15 protein-coding genes are annotated in these 17,653 nt (G+C 75.0%); 8 read left to right on the top strand and 7 right to left on the bottom strand.

Translation table 11 applies throughout. The annotated features are described in order from the left end of the window. Window positions 1-58: 58 nt before the first annotated feature. Window positions 59-841, top strand: a complete 783-nt coding sequence (locus ACFVUH_RS21920; RefSeq protein WP_387914995.1) for a hypothetical protein — start codon at window positions 59-61, stop codon at window positions 839-841. Between the two features lie 76 nt (window positions 842-917). Here the strand turns inward: ACFVUH_RS21920 and ACFVUH_RS21915 are convergent, their stop codons facing one another. The 3 genes from ACFVUH_RS21915 to ACFVUH_RS21905 all read right to left on the bottom strand — a co-directional run bounded on the left by ACFVUH_RS21915 (window position 918) and on the right by ACFVUH_RS21905 (window position 2,919). Next, window positions 918-1,400, bottom strand: coding sequence for an ATP-binding protein (locus ACFVUH_RS21915; protein ID WP_387914994.1), 483 nt, complete (start codon window positions 1,398-1,400; stop codon window positions 918-920). A 132-nt stretch (window positions 1,401-1,532) separates the two neighbouring features. Beyond that, window positions 1,533-1,928, bottom strand: coding sequence for an STAS domain-containing protein (locus ACFVUH_RS21910; protein ID WP_355369334.1), 396 nt, complete (start codon window positions 1,926-1,928; stop codon window positions 1,533-1,535). Window positions 1,929-2,043: 115 nt separating this feature from the next. After that, window positions 2,044-2,919: a SigB/SigF/SigG family RNA polymerase sigma factor gene (locus tag ACFVUH_RS21905; protein ID WP_387914993.1), complete on the bottom strand. Its 876-nt coding sequence runs from the start codon at window positions 2,917-2,919 to the stop codon at window positions 2,044-2,046. Between the two features lie 261 nt (window positions 2,920-3,180). On the opposite strand from ACFVUH_RS21905, the gene ACFVUH_RS21900 reads away from it, so the two are divergent. Continuing rightward, on the top strand, window positions 3,181-6,660 hold the full coding sequence (locus ACFVUH_RS21900) for a HAMP domain-containing protein (protein WP_387914992.1): 3,480 nt from the start codon (window positions 3,181-3,183) through the stop codon (window positions 6,658-6,660). A gap of 60 nt (window positions 6,661-6,720) precedes the next feature. Then, entirely contained in the window at window positions 6,721-9,219 is a 2,499-nt protein-coding gene (locus ACFVUH_RS21895; protein ID WP_387914991.1) for a SpoIIE family protein phosphatase, read from the top strand. Here ACFVUH_RS21895 and ACFVUH_RS21890 read toward each other — a convergent pair. From ACFVUH_RS21890 to ACFVUH_RS21880, 3 genes are all read right to left on the bottom strand, one after another. Continuing rightward, window positions 9,162-9,428: a hypothetical protein gene (locus tag ACFVUH_RS21890; protein WP_387914990.1), complete on the bottom strand. Its 267-nt coding sequence runs from the start codon at window positions 9,426-9,428 to the stop codon at window positions 9,162-9,164. The two genes, ACFVUH_RS21895 and ACFVUH_RS21890, sit on opposite strands and share 58 nt — an antisense overlap. Window positions 9,429-9,507: 79 nt before the next feature. After that, window positions 9,508-10,605, bottom strand: a complete 1,098-nt coding sequence (locus ACFVUH_RS21885) for a chemotaxis protein (protein WP_355369344.1) — start codon at window positions 10,603-10,605, stop codon at window positions 9,508-9,510. A gap of 74 nt (window positions 10,606-10,679) precedes the next feature. Continuing rightward, window positions 10,680-11,333: a flavin reductase family protein gene (locus ACFVUH_RS21880; RefSeq protein ID WP_387914989.1), complete on the bottom strand. Its 654-nt coding sequence runs from the start codon at window positions 11,331-11,333 to the stop codon at window positions 10,680-10,682. 510 nt (window positions 11,334-11,843) lie between these two features. On the opposite strand from ACFVUH_RS21880, the gene ACFVUH_RS21875 reads away from it, so the two are divergent. From ACFVUH_RS21875 to ACFVUH_RS21860, 4 genes are all read left to right on the top strand, one after another. Further along, window positions 11,844-12,665, top strand: coding sequence for an alpha/beta fold hydrolase (locus ACFVUH_RS21875; protein WP_387914988.1), 822 nt, complete (start codon window positions 11,844-11,846; stop codon window positions 12,663-12,665). A gap of 279 nt (window positions 12,666-12,944) precedes the next feature. Next, window positions 12,945-14,048 (top strand): substrate-binding domain-containing protein, encoded by a 1,104-nt coding sequence (locus tag ACFVUH_RS21870; protein WP_387914987.1) that lies wholly within the window; start codon window positions 12,945-12,947, stop codon window positions 14,046-14,048. Window positions 14,049-14,154: 106 nt separating this feature from the next. Further along, window positions 14,155-14,817, top strand: a complete 663-nt coding sequence (locus ACFVUH_RS21865) for a hypothetical protein (protein ID WP_387914986.1) — start codon at window positions 14,155-14,157, stop codon at window positions 14,815-14,817. Window positions 14,818-14,915: 98 nt separating this feature from the next. After that, entirely contained in the window at window positions 14,916-15,284 is a 369-nt protein-coding gene (locus ACFVUH_RS21860) for a hypothetical protein (protein ID WP_355369354.1), read from the top strand. Between the two features lie 143 nt (window positions 15,285-15,427). On the opposite strand, the gene ACFVUH_RS21855 is transcribed toward ACFVUH_RS21860, so the two are convergent. Then, window positions 15,428-16,912, bottom strand: a complete 1,485-nt coding sequence (locus tag ACFVUH_RS21855; protein ID WP_387914985.1) for an FAD-dependent monooxygenase — start codon at window positions 16,910-16,912, stop codon at window positions 15,428-15,430. 97 nt (window positions 16,913-17,009) lie between these two features. Here ACFVUH_RS21855 and ACFVUH_RS21850 point away from each other — a divergent pair, with 97 nt between their 5' ends. Beyond that, the gene (locus ACFVUH_RS21850) at window positions 17,010-17,645 is read left to right on the top strand and encodes a TetR family transcriptional regulator (RefSeq protein WP_355369358.1); all 636 of its coding nucleotides are present in this window, start codon (window positions 17,010-17,012) and stop codon (window positions 17,643-17,645) included. Window positions 17,646-17,653: the final 8 nt, after the last annotated feature.

Here is a 17,653-nt window from a genome sequence, read left to right as displayed (position 1 = left end):
TGATGGTTCGCCCCGGTATCGAACGGTTCGCCCGCCGCGCAGCGGGCAAGCAAGGCGTATGGATGACACGCGCAACCGCGAGGTGGACGCCGTGGCCGACCGGGCCGACGCGCGGCAGCTGACCGACGAGCTCCGCGCGGCGGTGACGGAGCCCCGCACCGCCGCGCTGGTACTGACCCGGCGGGTGCGCGCCGCGCACCGGAGCCGGGCGTGGACGGCGCTGGGCCACCCCTCCTGGGACGCCTACGCCATGGCCGAGCTCGGACTCCCCCGGCCCACGGCCTACCGGCTGCTGGACCTGGCGGACACCGCCGGGATGATCGAGGACACCGTGGCCCGCGAGGCCGGGCCCTCGCTCGCCCACGTCTGGGACAGCTGGGCCGTGCTGGACGTCCGGGCGGTCGTGGACCTGCGCGGCCGGCTGGCCGAGCTGTCCGACCTGCTCGCCGACCGGCTGGGCCAGGTCCGCGCGGACGCCGGCGACCAGCCCCAGGAGCCCGCCCGGGTCGCCGCCGCCGTGGCCGACGCCGTCGCGGAGCTGTGCGAGCGCCCGGACGTGCCGCCCGCCGATCTGCACAGCGTCCCCGGGCCCGACGGCATGGACGTCGAGGCCTGGCGCACGGCCGTCGGCGAGGGGCTGGAGGTGCAGAAACGGCTGCGGGGCGGCTTCCGCGAGCTGGGCCTGCTCGCGCTGCGCGTGGCGCCGGGCTACGTGTCGGACCACGACGCCGAGGCGGTCCTGCACCTGCTCGGCGAGGAGATCGGCAGCACCTGCGACGAGCTGCTGGCCTGCCGCCGCTACGCGCTGACCGGCGACGCCCGCGCCGTCGAAGGGATCTGAGCGGCGGGGAACCCGGCGGTCGGCGCCCACCGCCCGCCCAGCGCCCGCCCACCGCCGGGGCGGCGGCTGCGGCCGGTCAGTCGCCGCGCAGGAAGCGCGCGGTGTCGACCTCGGCCCAGATCGTCTTGCCCTGGCTGTGCGGCTCGGCGCCCCAGCGGTCGGCCGTGCGCTCCACGATGAACAGGCCGTGACCGCCGGGCAGCGCCGGGTTGTGGGGCCGGCGCAGGGTGGGCATGACCGGGCTGCGGTCGCTGACCTCGACCCGCAGCCGGGCCCCGGTGACCTCCAGCACCATCTCCAGCGGGCCGTCCCCGTGCAGCATCGCGTTGGCGACCAGCTCCGCGATCAGCAGCACGACGTCCTCGGCGGTCCCGTCGCCGGCGCCGGGCGCGGCGTGGGCCGGGTACCAGTCGGTGAGGGCCTGGGCGGTGAAGGTCCTGGCGTGGGTGACCGGCTTGGAGAGTCCGGCCAGGGTCAGCCGCCGGCGCTGGCCGCCCGGGGGTGCCGCGGGTCCGGCCTGCGGGGATTCTCCGTCCAGGGTTCCCCGGCTCAGCGTCATAGGAGGGCACCCTTTCGGATCGACGGCGGTGGTCCGCATGGTCGGTTTCCCGGCGGTTCCGGAATTATGCCTGCCGCCGGACCGGTCTGCGCGCACCGCGGCTCACCGGGCTCAGACCGCGGCTCACCGGGCTCAGCCGGCCAGGGCCGCGTCCACCGTGTCGTGGATGGCGAGCACCGTCCGCGCCCCGGTCAGGTCGAGCACCCGCATGACGGTGGCCGGGACGGCGGCGAGCCGCAGCTCCAGTCCCGCCCGCTCGGCGCCGAGCCGGGTGCGGAGCAGGACGTTCAGGCCCGAGGAGTCGCAGAAGCCGACCCCGCGCAGATCGAGCACCAGGACCCTGGGCCGTTGCGCGACCAGGTCCGCGAGCGTCTCGGCGGCCGGTGCCAGCGTCTCGACGTCGAGGTCGCCGGCCAGCACGCAGACCGCCGCCCCGTCGGGCCCGGAGCGGGTCCGCACCACCAGCTCCGGTCGGGGCTGGGAGGCCGCGAGCACGGTGTCTCCCCGGTCGTTGTCGGATGGCGTCATCGTCGTCCCCTCCATGTGCGTGCCTTCCGACCATACGGAGATCGCGCCCGCCGGCCAAGCGAGGGGTGGCGGTCCGGGGCACCCGCGGCCCCGGGAGCCGCGCCGCGCGGCACCGTCAGGCGGCCTCCAGTCCCTCGCGCAGATGTCGCAGCGTGCGACTGAGGAGGCGGGAGACGTGCATCTGGGACAGGCCGAGCCGGGCACCGATCTGGGACTGGGTCAGGTCCTCGCAGAAGCGCATGGACAGGATCAGCCGCTCGCGTTCCGGCAGCGCGCCGACCAGCGGCTTGAGCGCGACCAGGTCCTCGACCAGGGCGAGTTCGCGGTCGTCCTCGCCGAGGTGGTCGCCCAGCGGGCCGGGGCCGTCGCCGTCCTCGCCGCTTCCGCCGTCCAGGGAGCCCGCGGTGTGGCCGTTGGCGGCGGTCAGGCCCTCGACCACCTCCTCCGGGCCGATCCCGACGTGCGCGGCCAGTTCGGCCACGGTCGGGGCCCGGTCGAGGCGCTGTGCGAGGCCTTCCTGGGCCCTGGCCAGGGTGATCCGCAGCTCCTGCAGGCGGCGCGGCACGTGGACGGCCCAGGTGGTGTCGCGGAAGTGGCGGCGTATCTCGCCGAGCACGGTCGGCAGCGCGAAGGTGGTGAACTCCACACCGAGCTCGGGGTCGAAGCGGTCGATGGCCTTGATCAGGCCCATCGCGCCGACCTGGAGGAGGTCCTCCTTCGGTTCGCGGTGCGAGTCGAAGCGGCGGACCGCGAACCGTACCAGGGAGAGGTTCATCTCCACCAGCGTGGAGCGGACGTAGGAGTACTCCCGGGTCCCCTCCTCCAGGGTCGCCAGCCGGCGCAGGAGGACCCGGGTGAGCGCGCGGGCGTCCGCCGGAGCGACCTCGCGCGGGTCCTCCACGGCCGCCAGTTCGGGCGGCAGCAGCTCCCGCAGCCCGGTCGCGGTCGACGCGGCGGCGGGAACGAGCAGTTCACCGGTGGGGGCCACCATGGGAGTCCTTCCGTCTTGTCGGCACGGTCCTGCGCCCGCTACCCCGGATGCGGAAAAGGATGCAGTGGCCGTCCGTGAAGGTTTCGCGCAGACGGCCCGGGTCGGCGCCGGGGCGGCGGGACCCTTGGAAGGTTGCCTCAGGCACCCAATTGTTTTCAACCGCCGTAAGGGCTGGGGTAGCCTCCGGGGCGGTACACACCACGCCCGGGGACCGGTCGGCCGACCCGTGCTCGCGGCGCCAGGATCGGAGGCGAGCGTTCGATGGCCGGCCCCACGACCTCTCAAGGCCCGCAGCAGGACCCGGCGTACGACCCGCGGCGCGACCCCGGGCAGGGACCCGACACCGCGCGGGTGGGCGAGCCCGAACTGCGGCTGCTCCTGGCCGGGCTGACGGCGGTCCGGGACGGCGACTTCGGCACCGAGCTGCCGGACGACGCGGACGGGCTGCTCGGCGAGATCGCCACCGTGTTCAACGGCATGGTCGACCAGCTGTCCCGGTTCACCTCCGAGGTGACCCGGGTCGCCCGCGAGGTCGGCACCGAGGGCCGGCTCGGCGGCCAGGCCCAGGTCCCGGGTGTGTCCGGCTCCTGGGCGGACCTCACCGACTCGGTGAACGCGATGGCGGGCAACCTCACCACCCAGGTCCGCGACATCGCCCAGGTCGCCACCGCGGTCGCCAAGGGCGACCTCTCGCAGAAGATCACCGTCGACGCCCGCGGCGAGATCCTGGAACTGAAGAACACCGTCAACACGATGGTCGACCAGCTCAGTTCCTTCGCCGGCGAGGTGACCCGGGTCGCCCGCGAGGTCGGCACCGAGGGCATCCTCGGCGGCCAGGCCGACGTGAAGGGTGTCTCCGGCACCTGGCGCGACCTGACCGACTCGGTGAACTTCATGGCCGGCAACCTCACCGGCCAGGTACGGGCGATCGCCCAGGTCGCCACCGCGGTGGCCGGCGGCGACCTCTCGCAGAAGATCACCGTCAACGCGCGCGGCGAGATCCTCGAACTGAAGGAGACCATCAACACGATGGTCGACCAGCTCAGTTCCTTCGCCGACGAGGTGACCCGGGTCGCCCGCGAGGTCGGCTCCGAGGGGCGGCTCGGCGGCCAGGCCCAGGTGGACGGCGTCTCCGGCACCTGGAAGCGGCTGACCGAGAACGTCAACCGTCTCGCCGGCAACCTCACCCGGCAGGTGCGCTCGATCGCCGAGGTCACCAGCGCCGTCGCGGCCGGCGACCTGACCCGCTCGATCACCGTGGACGCGTCCGGCGAGGTCGCCGACCTCAAGGACAACGTCAACTTCATGGTGCAGTCGCTGCGCGAGACCACCCGCGCCAACGAGGAGCAGGACTGGCTGAAGACCAACCTCGCCCGATTCTCGGCGCTGATGCAGGGCCGGCGCGACCTCGTGGTCGTCGCCGAATCGGTGATGGACGAGCTCGCCCCGCTGGTCACCGCGCAGTGCGGTGCCTTCTACCTCGCCGAGGAGGGCCCGGAGGGGACGGTGCTGCAGCTCGTCGGCTCCTACGCGTTCCCCGACGGCGAGCGCCCGACCCGCTTCCGGCTGGGCGAGTCGTTCGTCGGCCAGGCCGCGCGCGGCCGGCGCACCATCACCGTCGACTCGCTGCCGCCCGACTACCTGGCCGCCTCCTCCGGCCTCGGACGCACCGGCTCGCTGTCCCTGGTGGTGCTGCCGATCGTGGTCGAGGAGCAGGTCCTCGGCGTCATCGAACTGGCCTCCGTCCAGCCGTTCACCCAGGTGCACCGGGACTTCCTGGAGCAGCTGATGGAGACCATCGGCGTCAACGTCAACACCATCATCGCCAACGCCCGGACCGACGAACTGCTCGGCGAGTCCCAGCGGCTCACCGCCGAACTCCGGACCCGGTCCCAGGAGTTGCAGGCGCGCCAGGAGGAACTCCAGGCATCCAACGCGGAGTTGGAGGAGAAGGCCGAGCTGCTCGCCGCACAGAACCGCGACATCGAGGCCAAGAACCTGCAGATCGAGCAGGCCCGCCAGGAGCTGGAGGACCGCGCCCACCAGGTCTCGCTCGCCTCGACGTACAAGTCCGAGTTCCTGGCCAACATGAGCCACGAGCTGCGCACCCCGCTCAACAGCCTGCTCATCCTGGCCCAGCTGCTCGCCCAGAACCCCACCCGGAACCTGACCGCCAAGCAGGTCGAGTACGCCGGCATCATCCACTCGGCCGGCTCCGACCTGCTCCAGCTCATCAACGACATCCTCGACCTGTCCAAGGTCGAGGCGGGCAAGATGGACGTCAACGTCGAGGCCGTTCCGCTGCGCGCGCTGCTCGACTACGTCGAGGCCACCTTCCGCCCGATGACCGGCCAGAAGAACCTCGCCTTCGCCGTCCAGACGGTCGACGGCGTGCCCGCCGAACTCGCAACCGACGACTACCGGTTGCGCCAGGTGCTGCGCAACCTGCTCTCCAACGCGGTCAAGTTCACCGAGCAGGGCCGGATCGAGCTGCGGATCGAGCCGGCGGCCGCGGCCGAACTCCCGGACGGCGTGCGGCGCGACGGCGGCCCGGTGCTCGCCTTCCGGGTCGGCGACACCGGCATCGGCATCGCGCCCCAGCACCTGGAGACCGTCTTCGGCGCCTTCCAGCAGGCCGACGGCACCACCAGCCGCAAGTACGGCGGCACCGGTCTCGGCCTGTCGATCAGCCGCGAGATCGCCTACCTGCTGGGCGGCGCGATCACCGTCGAGAGCACCCTCGGCCGGGGCAGCACCTTCACCCTCTACCTCCCGGCCGCCCGGCCCGGGGCGGTCCTCCGCACCGACGGCGCGCCGCGCCGGGCGTCGGCCGGCGCGGCGGAGCCGCGCGGGGACGGGGACCAGGACCCCGGGGGCCGGCCGGCCGCCGCCGGTCCGCGCCGTCTGCTCGTGGTGGAGGGCCGCCCGAACGGCCTGCTCTCCCTGGTGGCGGAGAACGCCGTGGCGGACCTCGCCCGCTACGCCGGCGCGCAGCGCCAGGTGGAGATCGTCACCGCGGTCGGCGCCCAGGAGGCCGCGACCGCGCTGGCCACCTCCGCGTGCCACTGCGTCGTCCTGGAACTCGACCTGCCCGACCGCACCGCGGCGACCCTCCTGGCGGAGATGGAGCGCGACCCGGCGCTGCACGCCGTCCCGGTGCTGGCGCACCACAACCGGGGCGTCGGCGCGGAGGACGAGCACGCCGTGCACCGGGAGGCCGGCCGGCCGCTGGAGTTCCTGTCCAGCCTGGACGAGCTGCGCGAACGCGTCGCGCTGCACATGAGTGCCGACCGTCCCGGGGGCGTGCTGCCGCTGGTGCGCGGCACCGAGCGCGACCCCGGCTGGAGCCCGGAGGCGGACCCGGCCCTGGCTGGCCGCACCGCGCTGGTGGTCGACGACGACGACCGCAACCTCTACGCGCTCACCAGCATCCTGGAGCTGCACGGCCTGCGGGTGCTCCAGGCGGAGAACGGCCGGGCGGCGCTGGAGGCACTGGCCGCGCACCCCGGGATCGACGTCATCCTGATGGACGTGATGATGCCGGAGATGGACGGGTACACGGCCACCGCGGCGATCCGCGCGATGCCCGAGCACGAGGGGCTGCCGATCATCGCCGTGACCGCGAAGGCGATGATCGGCGACCGGGAGAAGAGCCTGGCCTCGGGCGCCAGCGACTACATCACCAAACCGGTCGAGGCGGCCGAGGTGGTCGCCCGCATCAAGCACCACCTGGCCCGGTAACGCCCGCCCGCCGCGGCCACCGGCCCCGCGCCCTGAGCCCCGACCCCAGGAGTCATCACCGTGCAGCAGCCGCAGGACCCCCCGACCACGGGCCCTCCCGCACCGTTCGAGGGCGCGCCACGGGTCGGCCCCCGGCCCGGCCCGGCCCCGATCGGCGGGCCGGGAGCCGCGGCCGCCGGCGGTGAGGCCACCGCGGTCGGTCGGCTCGCCGGCACCGTGGAGCGGCTGCGGCTGGAGCTGGACCGGGCACAGGCCCATTCGGCGGGCCGCGCCGTGGTCGAGATGGGCGTCGGCGTACTGGTCGAGCGCCTGCGCTGCGGGCCCACCGAGGCGGCCGGGCAGCTGGAGAGCCTCGCCGAGCAGGCCGGGGTGTCGGCCCTGGCGCTCGCCGCCGACCTGGTCAACCAGGCCGCCGCGGACCAGATATCGGCACTCGCGCGCGCCTTCGTCGAGGAGGCGGCCGTCCCCCCGGACGAGCCGGACGAGCCGGTGGCGGTCCGGCTGCGCAGCACCGAGGCGGACGCCCTGGCGGGCGGCGACGCCGCGGCGGCGGCCCGGGCCATGCTGGACCACGCGCTGCGCCCGCTCGGCGTGGCGGCCGTCGCGGTCTGGGCGGCCCACCCGGACCTCTCGCTGTCGCTGGCCGGCAGCGCCGGCTTCCACGAGGAGGAGGCCCGCCGCTGGCGCCACGTGCCGCCGGGCGTGCCGACCCCGGCCCGCCGCGCCCTGGACGAGCGGGCGGCCGTCGGCTATCCGACCCTCGCCGAGGCCTCGCTGCCCTCGATCGGCCAGCACGAGATCCGCGGCGGCCGGCTGGCCGTCCCGGCGGGCAAGGGCGGGCGGCTGATCGGCGTCCTGGAGCTCTGCTGGCACGAGCGGCTGCCGGAGCGGTCCCAGCCGCTGCAGCGGCAGTTCGAGGCGCTCGCCGAGGTGGCCGCCGCCACCCTGGAGTCCGGCGGCGGACGGGGACCGCACCCGCCGGACGCCGCCGACGCGCAGTTCGAGGAGCTGCGGCGGCTGACCGACGGCCTGCTCGACCCGTGCCTGGTGCTGCGGGTCGCGCCCGACGGCGAGGACGTGCCACCTCCGTTCGTGATCCGGCACGTCAACCCGGCCTTCGTCGACTTCGCCGGCCGGCCCACCGCCGCGATCACCGGCGCCCGGCTGCTGGAGGCGTACCCGCTGGCGGCCGAACCGGGCGGCCTGGCCGAGAAGGTCGAGCACGTGTTCGCCACCGGGGAGCCGTTCCGCACCCCGGACCTGCGGCTCGCCGCGCTGGTCGACGGGGTGCCGCTGGTCACCCGGGCGCAGGTGAGCATCAGCCGGCACGGCAGCCACCTGGCGGTGGTCTGGCGCCTGGACGACGGCACCCCCCGGGTGGCCCGGCTGCTGCAGCACGCGCAGCGGCTGGGCCGGATCGGCGGCTTCGAGGAGGACCTGCACACCCGCCGGATCGCCTGGAACGACACCCTGTTCGAGCTGCACGGCCTGCCCTCCACCGCGCCGCCGATCGCCCTCGACCAGTTGCCCGAGCACGCCCACCCGGACGACCGGCAGGCCATCGGGCGGTTCCTGTGCACCCTGCTGCACCACCACCGCCCGGCGTCCACCGCCTTCCGGCTGCAGCGCGCCGACGGCGTCACCCGTCACATCCGGGTGGTCGCGGAGCCGGTGCGCGAGGCCGGCAGCGGGCTGCGCACGGTGCGCGGCGCCTACCAGGACATCTCCGCCCAGCACTGGACGGAGGTCGCGCTGGCCGCCACCCGCGACCAGCTCGCCCAGAGCGAGCAGCAGGCCGCCGAGCGCAGCCGCCTGGCCCTCCAGCTGCAGCACGCGATCATGCCGCCCGCGCGCGGCCCGCTGGACCTGCCCGACCTGCGGGTCGGCGTGCGCTACCGGCCGGCCGAGAAGGGCCACCTGGTCGGCGGCGACTGGTACGACGCCCTGCCGCTGCCCTCGGGGGACGTCCTGCTCTGCGTGGGCGACGTCGCCGGCCACGGCATCGAGGCGGCCACCGGGATGGTCGCGCTGCGCAACGCGCTGCGCGGCCTGGCCGCCACCGGGGCCGGGCCGGCCCAGCTGCTGGGCTGGCTGAACAGCGTCACCCACCACCTGACCGACAACGTCACCGCGACCGCCGTCTGCGGCCTCTACCGGCCCGGGTCGCGCCGGCTGCGCTGGGCACGAGCGGGCCACCCGCCGCCGGTGCTGCTGCGCGGGGAGCGGGCGACCATGCTCCCGCAGCTGGGCGGCATCCTGCTCGGCGCGGTCGACCGGGCCGTGTACCAGGAGGGTGAGCTGGTCCTGGAGCCGGGCGACAGGCTCGTGATGTACACCGACGGGCTGATCGAGCGGCGCGACGAGTCCCTCCAGGCGTCGCTGGCGGGTCTGACGGCCCTCGCCGAGCAGGCCCGCGCCGCCTCGTCCGGCGGCGGAGCGGGCCACGGCGGGGCGGCCGGTGGCGCCGACGGCCTGGAGGAGCACCTGGATCACCTGCTGCGCTACAGCAACGCCGACACGGACGACGACACCTGCCTGGTCGGGATCGCCGTCCGGTAGGCCCGGCCCCCTCCCCGGTCCGCCGGCGGACGCACGCCGCTGGAGGTGGTCACCGGGCCGCCGTCGGCCGTCGCGATCCGTACGACGTAGCCGGGCCGGTCGGCTCCGCCGACCCGGGAGGCGACGGAGAACACCTCGGCCGGTCCGGTGGCGTCCAGCAGCTCGATGCCGGGGAAGGCGACGATCACGACGTGGTGCGGTCGGGGCATGCCCCGGTCCTGCCGCCGGACCGGGCACGGCCACAACGACCAGGATCCGTCACATCGGGCCGTCGGGGCCCGACGGCCGTCAGTAGCGCAGCACGGCGGCGATCCGGCCGGCGTCGGACAGCGTGCCGTCGGGCACGAAGCTGACCTGGCCGCCGGTGTCGAGGGTGCGCTCGACGACCTCGTCGACGATGTCCTCGCGGGCGCCGGACTCCTCGGCCGCGGCCGGCACCAGGTGCTCGCCGTCGTCGCGGACGGTGGTGCGGAAGTTCTCCTCGACCACCAGCCGGCCGAGCCGGCCGTCACCGGCGGCCCGCCAGACCTCGTCCAGGCCGGCGGCGAAGGTCTGACGGCCGCGGGCGGCGTCGAGCTGGGCGAGCGCCTCGGTGGTCTCGCGCGCGGCGTGCGCGCGCACGGCGGGCTCGACCACCTTGCGGACCGTCTCGGCGTCCGCCTGGGCGAGGCCGCCGTGCGGGATCTGCTCGGTGGCCTCCTTGGCGATCGGGCCGACGGCGTCCAGCAGGGCGAGCGCGGCGGCCTCGCCGGTCACGTAGAGCGGGCGGCGGTCGGCCGCGAGCAGCTTGCCGACCTCGGTGTCGGCCTGCCGCAGGAAGGTCTTGGTCTCCTCGTCGCGGAAGGTGCTGGGTGTGTCTCCGATGCGCTCCTGCCGCTCGGGGTCGGGGTTGTCGAAGACCCGCACCAGCGGGAAGCCGTGGCCCCGGTCCTCGGTGACCCGCTCCTCGTCGCCGCCCCACAGCACCACCCGGTCGGCGGCGACCGCGAGCACCCAGTAGGGGCGCTCGGCGGCCTGGGAGGCGACCAGGTTGCGGGTCAGGAAGGTGTCCGACAGCACCACCCGGGCGGGCGCGGTGCGCCCGAGCGACCAGACCTGGTGCTCCCCGGGGGCGGCGAGGATCGCCAGGCCGTCCTCGGCGTGCACCAGGTCCACCTCGGCGAGGGCCCGGTCGAGCTGCTCCAGCACGTCGATCCGGTCCGCGCGGGAGACCTCGGGGTCGGCCTGGACCCGCTCCTTGGCCTCGGCCAGCAGGTTGCGCAGCCGGACCGGGTCCTGCGCGTTGTCCGGCTCCCGGCGGTGCGTGGGCATCAGGACGGACACCGCCGGATACGGCCTCGGCCGGCGCAGCTCGGCGAGGACGGCGGGGCTGAGGGCACGCTGCATGGGGACCCTTTCCGAAGGCGGCTCGGCCTTCTCTGCCTGGACACGCGGAGCCCGGAACCGCCCACGCCTGTCCGTCATGTCCTCAATGTACCGACATGCCACTCGGCCCGCCGCCCGCCGTCCACCGCTCCCCCGGGGCACCTGCCGTCACTCGATCCGGGCCAGCACCCCCGGCGCCGAGCCGGAGGTAACGCCCGATCATGCCCATGGCCCGCGGCCCAGGCCGGGCCGCCGGCACTCCCCCGGGCCTCCGCGGGGCGGCCGGCCCCGGCCTCGTCGACGTCGCGGTGGGACAGGACCGCGGCGGCTCCGGCGGACGGGGCCTCGACGGCCACCGGGGCCAGCAGCAGGCCGGTGTGGTCGCCCCAGTCGACGCACTCCAGCACCCGCCCGACGAACCACGCGGGCGCCTGGGCCAGCACCGGCACGCCGTACGGGCCGTGGTACCACTCGACGCCCGCGAACCGGTCGGTGTCGTCGCCGTCGCGCCCGTCGAACAGCGCGGCCGGCCCGTGCCCGTACGGCAGCAGGTGGACGCCCAGCGCGTCGGCCGCGAGGGCCGCGTCGTGGGCGCGGTCGGCCTTGGGGATCCACACCACGAACCGCACCGGGTCGATCGAGCACTGACCCGCGAAGGCGACCAGGCAGCCCGCCGGCGGCGGCCCGGGCGCGGTGACCATGTACACCGGCTGGACCAGCAGGGCTGCGAACGTCTCGAAGTCGCCCATGCCCCCAGCCTAGGAAGCCGTCCGGGGCTTCGCACCCGCCCCGGGACGAACCTCTCGCCCGCCGGGCGGACGTCCGCCGCCCGCACGCCCGCGCTGCGCGCCTCCTGCCCGGAGACCGGCACGGAGTACAGCGCGACGGGCCCGGTCGACGCCGTCCGGGAGACCCTGCGGGATCGGCGGGCCGTCGGCCGGTCCGGGCCCGCGCGGGCGGCCCGGTGAGCGGGGTGCTGCCGGGCCGCCGGACCGGCCGGGGCGCCGTGCAGGAGCGGCCGGCCGTCGTCGCCGAGGCGGTGCGCGCCCCGATCACCGGGACGGACGGGCCGCCGGGGCGCCGGAACCGTCCCGGACCGTACGGCGCTTGACTGACGGTGCACAGGAGGCCCGGAAGGCTGCCGCCGGACAAACCGGCCGGTCATGCTGGGAACCGGCCGAGTGGAACACCGGGTTCCCGCACCGGCCGATCATCTCCCCTGCTCGGCACCGCTCGACGAGCACGACCGAAAGGCCGTCATGCCCTTCATCACCCTCTCCGACGGTTCCCAGAAGTTCTACAAGGACTGGGGCAGCGGACGGCCCGTCGTCCTGTCGCACGGCTGGCCGCTGAACGCCGACGCCTGGGAGGGCCAGGCCGTGGCCCTCGCCTCGGCCGGTTTCCGGGTCGTCGCCCACGACCGGCGCGGCCACGGCCGCTCCACCCAGACGTGGGACGGCAACCACATGGACCAGTACGCCGACGACCTGGCCGAGTTGATGGACCAGCTCGACCTGACCGACGCGGTGCTGGTCGGCCACTCCACCGGTGGCGGCGAGGTCGCCCGCTACCTCGGCCGGCACGGCAGCGCCCGGGTGCGCAAGGCCGTCCTGCTGGGCGCCGTCCCGCCGCTGATGCTGCGCACCGACGCCAACCCCGAGGGCACCCCGATGTCGGTCTTCGACGGCATCCGCGCGGGTGTGGCCGCCGACCGCTCGCAGTTCTACTACGACCTGAGCGAGGCCTTCTACGGCTTCAACCGCCCGGGCTCGGAGCCCTCCGAGGGCAAGCGCCGCGAGTTCTGGCTGCAGGGCATGCAGGCCGGTCTGAAGGGCGCCCTGGACTGCATCGCGGCGTTCTCGGAGACCGACTTCACCGAGGACCTCAAGAAGATCGACGTCCCGGTGCTGGTCGCGCACGGTGACGACGACCAGATCGTCCCGATCGCCGCCTCCGCGAAGAAGGCCGTCGAGCTGCTCCCCCGGGGCATCCTGAAGGTCTACCCGGGCGCGCCGCACGGCCTGGTCGGCGCCTACGAGGCCGCGTTCACCAAGGACCTGGTCGAGTTCGCCGCCTCCTGACCGTCCGTCCCGGTTCGGCCCGGCCCCGGCTCTCGTGCGGGCGTCGGCTGTTCTTCCACCGGCCACCCCCAGGGGCCCCTCGGGCGGTGGCCGACGGGCGGCCGTCGGACGTCCTGCGGAAGAACGGCCGGGGCCGGGCGGGCGGCCTGGCGGGGGTGGCCTGCGGCGCGACGGCGGACCCCGCCGGGTTCCCGGTGGAGGGGGCTTCCGGCCATCGGGCCGGACCCCGAGGATACCGCCGGGAATTCGACGGACCCCCTCCGGAGAGTAGGTCAGTTCATGCTCCGCTTCGCCGCCCGGGCCGCCTCGGCCCTCGCCCTCGCCAGCGCGCTGGTCCTCGCCGCCACCGCCCCCGCTCCCGCCGACCCGACCGTCACCCCCAACGCCCAGGACCTCGTCGGCCTCGGCGCGCAGGCGACGGAGGGCCTGTTCACCCAGCTCTCCGGCGAGTACGACGCCTCCCTCGCCGCCGCCGGTGACACCACCTCCTCCCGCCTCTACAGCTGGGACTCCAGCGGGACGAGCAACGTGATCGTCACCAAGTACGGGGCGACGACCATCTACCGGCCGTGGAGCACGGACACCGGCCTCAAGGCCCTGACCTACAACACCAAGGAGACGGTCGACTTCGTCCGCGCCACCCGCCCGCCGAAGCCCACCGACCCGGTCGACGGGCCCACCGGCCTCCCGCTGACCTTCGTCGCCGTGGCCAAGGACGCCGTCAGCTGGGCCGCCCCGGCCGGTGGGAACGCGCCGACCACGCTGACCCCCGCCCAGCTGACCGCGATCTACTCCTGCAAGACCACCAGGTGGAGCCAGATCAGCCTGTCGCTCCCCAACACCCTCATCCGGCCGGTCGTCAGCGGCGACGTCACGGTGGACTACTACGGCGTGCACGGCACCGGACTCGACGCCACCAGCTTCTTCCTGGAGAAGATCGGTTACGCCCAGGCGGTCCAGGACCTCTCCTTCGACCACTCCTGCGTCAGCGTGGTGGCCCGCGAGAACCAGGGCACCGACCCGATCCTGCAGAACCCCGACGCCCTCGTGCCGTACTCCGTCGGCCGCTACGTCGGCCAGGCGTACGGCGGCCACAGCACCCCCGGCGACCAGCCCGGCGTCCTGACCCCGCGGGCGATCAACGGGGTCGTCCCGGTCACCACCGCCCACGTCATCAACCCCGCTTTCACGGCGACGCCGTTCGGCCGGATGCTGTCCGCCGTCGTCCGCCCGACCGAGTGGACCGCGCAGAACGCCCACGGCACCGCCCTGCACGCCGTCTTCGGACCCAGCGGGTGGATCTGCCAGCAGGGCCAGGCCGCCATCAGCGGCTACGGGTTCCAGAGCCTTCCCTCCCCCGTCTGCGGCACGATCGTGCACTGACCCGCCGCCGGCGCGACCGCCCCGGACGCCCGCAGGCGGCGTCCGGGGCCGGTCCGTCCCCGGCCCGCGGGGGCGGCTGACAGTGGCGCGTGGGACAGTGCCGTCCATGAACATCACGACCACACTGCACAGTTGGGACGATTCCGTCGCACTCTTCGAGCAGCGCGGGCTGCCCGAGGACTCCTACGAGAACCTGTACGAGGAGGAGTACGACGTCCATGCCGGGGATCTGGCGGTGGAGGGGAACTTCGACCTCGACGCCGCCGAGCCGGACGGCACCGGCTACATCGTCGACGGCGCTCTCACCGTCGGCGGCGCGGTCATCAACACCGACGACGGCTGCCCCGCGCTGATCGTCCTCGGCGACCTCACGGCCGCCGCCGTCTACCTGGAGGGCGACGCCAAGCTCCTGGTCCGGGGGGACGTCCGGGTCGGCGCCTTCGTCGGCCACATGACCGACAAGCTGGTGATGATCAACGGTGACCTGCGGGCCCAGGTCACCGTGCTGTCCTCCGAGTTCAGCCCCGACCTCATCGGCGGCACCCTGCACGGCCCGGTGCTCGCGCCCCCGTACCTCGCGCCCGACCCGCAGGCGCCGGTCGCCCCGGAGAGCGTGCTGGTGCCCGAGGTCCTGCGCGCCGAGGGCGAGGACGACCCCGACGAGCTGCGCAACTTCGACGCCCCCGGCGTCCACGGGGGCCGCCTGCTGCAGCGCATCGAGGCCGGCCTTCCCGTCGCCCTGACCGGCCCGGACGCGGCCGGACGGTAGGGCGGACGGTAGGGCGGACGGCCCGTAACCCGTGCGGACGGCCCGCCCGGACCGTCCGCACGGGGCGGGCGGGCCGAGCCGGTGGGAGGATGTCCGGCATGACGGACAAGGAGACCCTCGGCGAGGGCGTGGTCCTGGACGAACTGCTGCGCGAGGCCGCCTCCGACGAGGCCGGGGCGCTGTGGCGGCTGACCGGGGCGGAGCGCCAACTGGACGCCAACGTGGTGCGGCTGCGACCGGAGGCGACCGTCGCCGAGCACGTCGAACCGGACCTGGACGTGCTGGTGCTGGGGATCGCCGGGGGCGGCACGCTGCGCTGCGGCGGCGTCGCGCACACGCTGGAGCCGGGCGTGCTGCGGCTGCTGCCGCGCGGCGCCGCGCGCGGTGTGTCGGCGGGACCGGAGGGCGTCGTCTATCTGACGGTCCACCGGCGGCGGCCGGGCATGACCGTCCGCCCCCGCCCCTGAGGCCCGTCAGCGCCCCGTCTCCCGCCCCCGCGGCCTGACCGGACCGGAGTCGTAGGCCGCCACGGCCGCCCGCTTGGGCCCGAGGAACCCGGTGACCCGGCCCGGCCGGACGCGGAAGTCCAGTTCGGGCGCGCGGTGCCCGCCTACCGGGCGCCGAGCCCCGCCAGGTAGCCGAGCACCGCGTCGTGGGCGCCCGACAGGGCGGTGAGGGCGATGTGGTTGTCCGGCCGGACCAGCACCAGGGCGTCGCCGGCGACCCCGTACGCCCGGCGGACCGCGCCGTCGGGGTCGTCCAGCGCCACCGGGCGCACCTGGGCGGGCAGTCCGGCCAGGCCGGGCCGGGCGCCCGGCCCGAGGCCGAGCAGGGTGAAGTGGTCGCCGGCGAAGTGCTCGAAGAGGCGGGCCGGTCCGCCCCCGGGCCCGGCACAGGGACTGTCGGGCGCCCGGTCCCCGGCCCGGACGGCGCCGGGGAGGCGGTCGGCGGCCAGGCTGCTCCACCGGTAGCCGAGCGCGAGACCGGTGAGGTCGCCCACCCGGCCCGCCTCGACCCCCACGCCGGGCGTTTCCGCCCCCGCCATGACGGCCGCCATCCCGGCGCTGGTGACGTCGAGCGTCCAGGCGGCGATCGGCAGCCGCTCCTCCTGGTAGGTGTCCAGCAGGGCCGGCCCGGCGAGGCCGCGCAGCACGTACCCGAGCTTCCAGGCGAGGTTCCAGGCGTCCTGGATCCCGGTGTTCATGCCGAGCCCGCCCGCCGTCGGGTGGACGTGCGCGCAGTCGCCGGCCAGGAAGACCCGCCCCTCGCGGTAGCGCTCGGCCATCCGGACGTTGACCCGCCAGGTGGAGAGCCAGGTGGCGTTGGCCAGCCGGAGGTCGGTGCGCCCGGTGTGCAGGGCGGCCAGCCGCTGGAAGCTCTCCAGCGAGGGGGCGACCGGCCGGCCGTCGGCGTCCGTCTCCGGGCTCGCCTGCAGCTGCCAGCGGCGGGTGCCGGGGAACGGGCAGAGCATGAACGCGCCCCGCGGCCCGAACCACTGGTGCCAGGCGGCCGGGTCCAGCCCCGCCACCTCCACGTCGCCGCAGACCATCACCGGCTCCGGGTCGCCGTCGCCGACGAACGGGATGCCGAGCAGCCTGCGCACCGTGGAGCGCCCGCCGTCGCAGGCGACCAGGTAATCGGCGGCGATCCGCCCGCCGTCGACCAGCGAGACCTCCACCCCGGCGCCGTCCTGCCGCAGGTCCACCAGTTCGGTGGCGAGCTCGACCCGCACGCCGTACTCGGCCAGCCGCTCGCGCAGCAGCCGCTCCACCCGGGTCTGCGGCACCCACAGGCTCGCCGCGTACGGGGTGGTGGCGGTGGGCTCGGCGCCGGCGAACGGCTCGGTCTCGTTGACGAACTCGCCGTCGAAGTACTTGCGGAACGGCAGGTGGGTGCGGCCCGCGGCCGCCAGCCGCTCGCCCAGGCCGAGGTCGGCGAAGATCTCCAGGCTGCGCGGGTTGACCGTCTTGCCGCGCGAGCCGGTGGGGAACTCCGGCGCCCGGTCGATCACCCGGACCGCCACGCCCTGGCGGGCCAGCCCGCACGCCAGGGTCAGTCCGGTCGGCCCCGCCCCCGCGATCACCACGGTCGTCATGTGTCTCGCCCCTTCCGGTTGTCGATGCACCTCATGAAACTGCAACTCAGTAATGAAAGCAACCCGGTAACGAATATTCCTGAGTTATGCTTCCGTCATGGACGCACACGACACGGACGCGGGTCTGCGGACCCTGAAGAAGCAGCGCACCCGCCAGACCCTCGCCGACACCGCCATCGCCCTCTTCCTCGCCCGGGGCTTCGACCAGGTCTCGGTGGCCGAGATCGCCACCGCCGCCGAGGTCTCCAAGCCCACCCTGTTCCGGTACTTCGCCAGCAAGGAGGAGCTGGTCCTGCACCGCTTCGCCGACCACCTCGGCGAGGCCGGACGGGTGGTGCGGGACCGGCCCGCCGGGCTCACCCCGCTGGACGCGCTGGAACGCCACCGCCTGGAGGGGCTGGCGGCCCACGACCCCAGCACCGGGATGACCTCCAACCCCGGGGCGCTCGCCTTCCTCCGGCTGGTCTACGAGACCCCCAGCCTCACCGCCCACCTGGTGGACTACCTCGACACCGACACCCGGGAGCTCGCCGCGGCCCTGGACCCGGACGGCGGCCTGGCCGCCCGCCTGCTCGCCGCCCAGTACGTGGCCGTCCGCCAGGTGCTCGCCCGCGCCGTCTGGACCCGGCTCGCCGCCGGGGAGGACGCCGAGGAGGTCGGCCGGACCGCCGCCGCCGAGACCGCCACCGCCTTCGCCCTGCTGCGCGACGGGGCCGCCGCCCTGGGATTCTGAGCTCTGCC

The sequence above is a fragment of the Kitasatospora sp. NPDC058032 genome (assembly GCF_042885845.1).
Taxonomy (GTDB): domain Bacteria; phylum Actinomycetota; class Actinomycetes; order Streptomycetales; family Streptomycetaceae; genus Kitasatospora.
This window is presented reverse-complemented; position numbering and strand designations above follow the sequence as displayed.

Coding starts and splice junctions, on each gene's coding strand:
- ACFVUH_RS21855 (WP_387914985.1), bottom strand. CDS start 16,912: ATGACGACCGTGGTGATCGCGGGGGCGGGGCCGACCGGACTGACCCTG.
- ACFVUH_RS21890 (WP_387914990.1), bottom strand. CDS start 9,428: ATGCCCCGACCGCACCACGTCGTGATCGTCGCCTTCCCCGGCATCGAG.
- ACFVUH_RS21900 (WP_387914992.1), top strand. CDS start 3,181: ATGGCCGGCCCCACGACCTCTCAAGGCCCGCAGCAGGACCCGGCGTAC.
- ACFVUH_RS21915 (WP_387914994.1), bottom strand. CDS start 1,400: ATGACGCTGAGCCGGGGAACCCTGGACGGAGAATCCCCGCAGGCCGGA.
- ACFVUH_RS21850 (WP_355369358.1), top strand. CDS start 17,010: ATGGACGCACACGACACGGACGCGGGTCTGCGGACCCTGAAGAAGCAG.
- ACFVUH_RS21920 (WP_387914995.1), top strand. CDS start 59: ATGGATGACACGCGCAACCGCGAGGTGGACGCCGTGGCCGACCGGGCC.
- ACFVUH_RS21870 (WP_387914987.1), top strand. CDS start 12,945: ATGCTCCGCTTCGCCGCCCGGGCCGCCTCGGCCCTCGCCCTCGCCAGC.
- ACFVUH_RS21905 (WP_387914993.1), bottom strand. CDS start 2,919: ATGGTGGCCCCCACCGGTGAACTGCTCGTTCCCGCCGCCGCGTCGACC.
- ACFVUH_RS21860 (WP_355369354.1), top strand. CDS start 14,916: ATGACGGACAAGGAGACCCTCGGCGAGGGCGTGGTCCTGGACGAACTG.
- ACFVUH_RS21880 (WP_387914989.1), bottom strand. CDS start 11,333: ATGGGCGACTTCGAGACGTTCGCAGCCCTGCTGGTCCAGCCGGTGTAC.
- ACFVUH_RS21910 (WP_355369334.1), bottom strand. CDS start 1,928: ATGACGCCATCCGACAACGACCGGGGAGACACCGTGCTCGCGGCCTCC.
- ACFVUH_RS21885 (WP_355369344.1), bottom strand. CDS start 10,605: ATGCAGCGTGCCCTCAGCCCCGCCGTCCTCGCCGAGCTGCGCCGGCCG.
- ACFVUH_RS21865 (WP_387914986.1), top strand. CDS start 14,155: ATGAACATCACGACCACACTGCACAGTTGGGACGATTCCGTCGCACTC.
- ACFVUH_RS21875 (WP_387914988.1), top strand. CDS start 11,844: ATGCCCTTCATCACCCTCTCCGACGGTTCCCAGAAGTTCTACAAGGAC.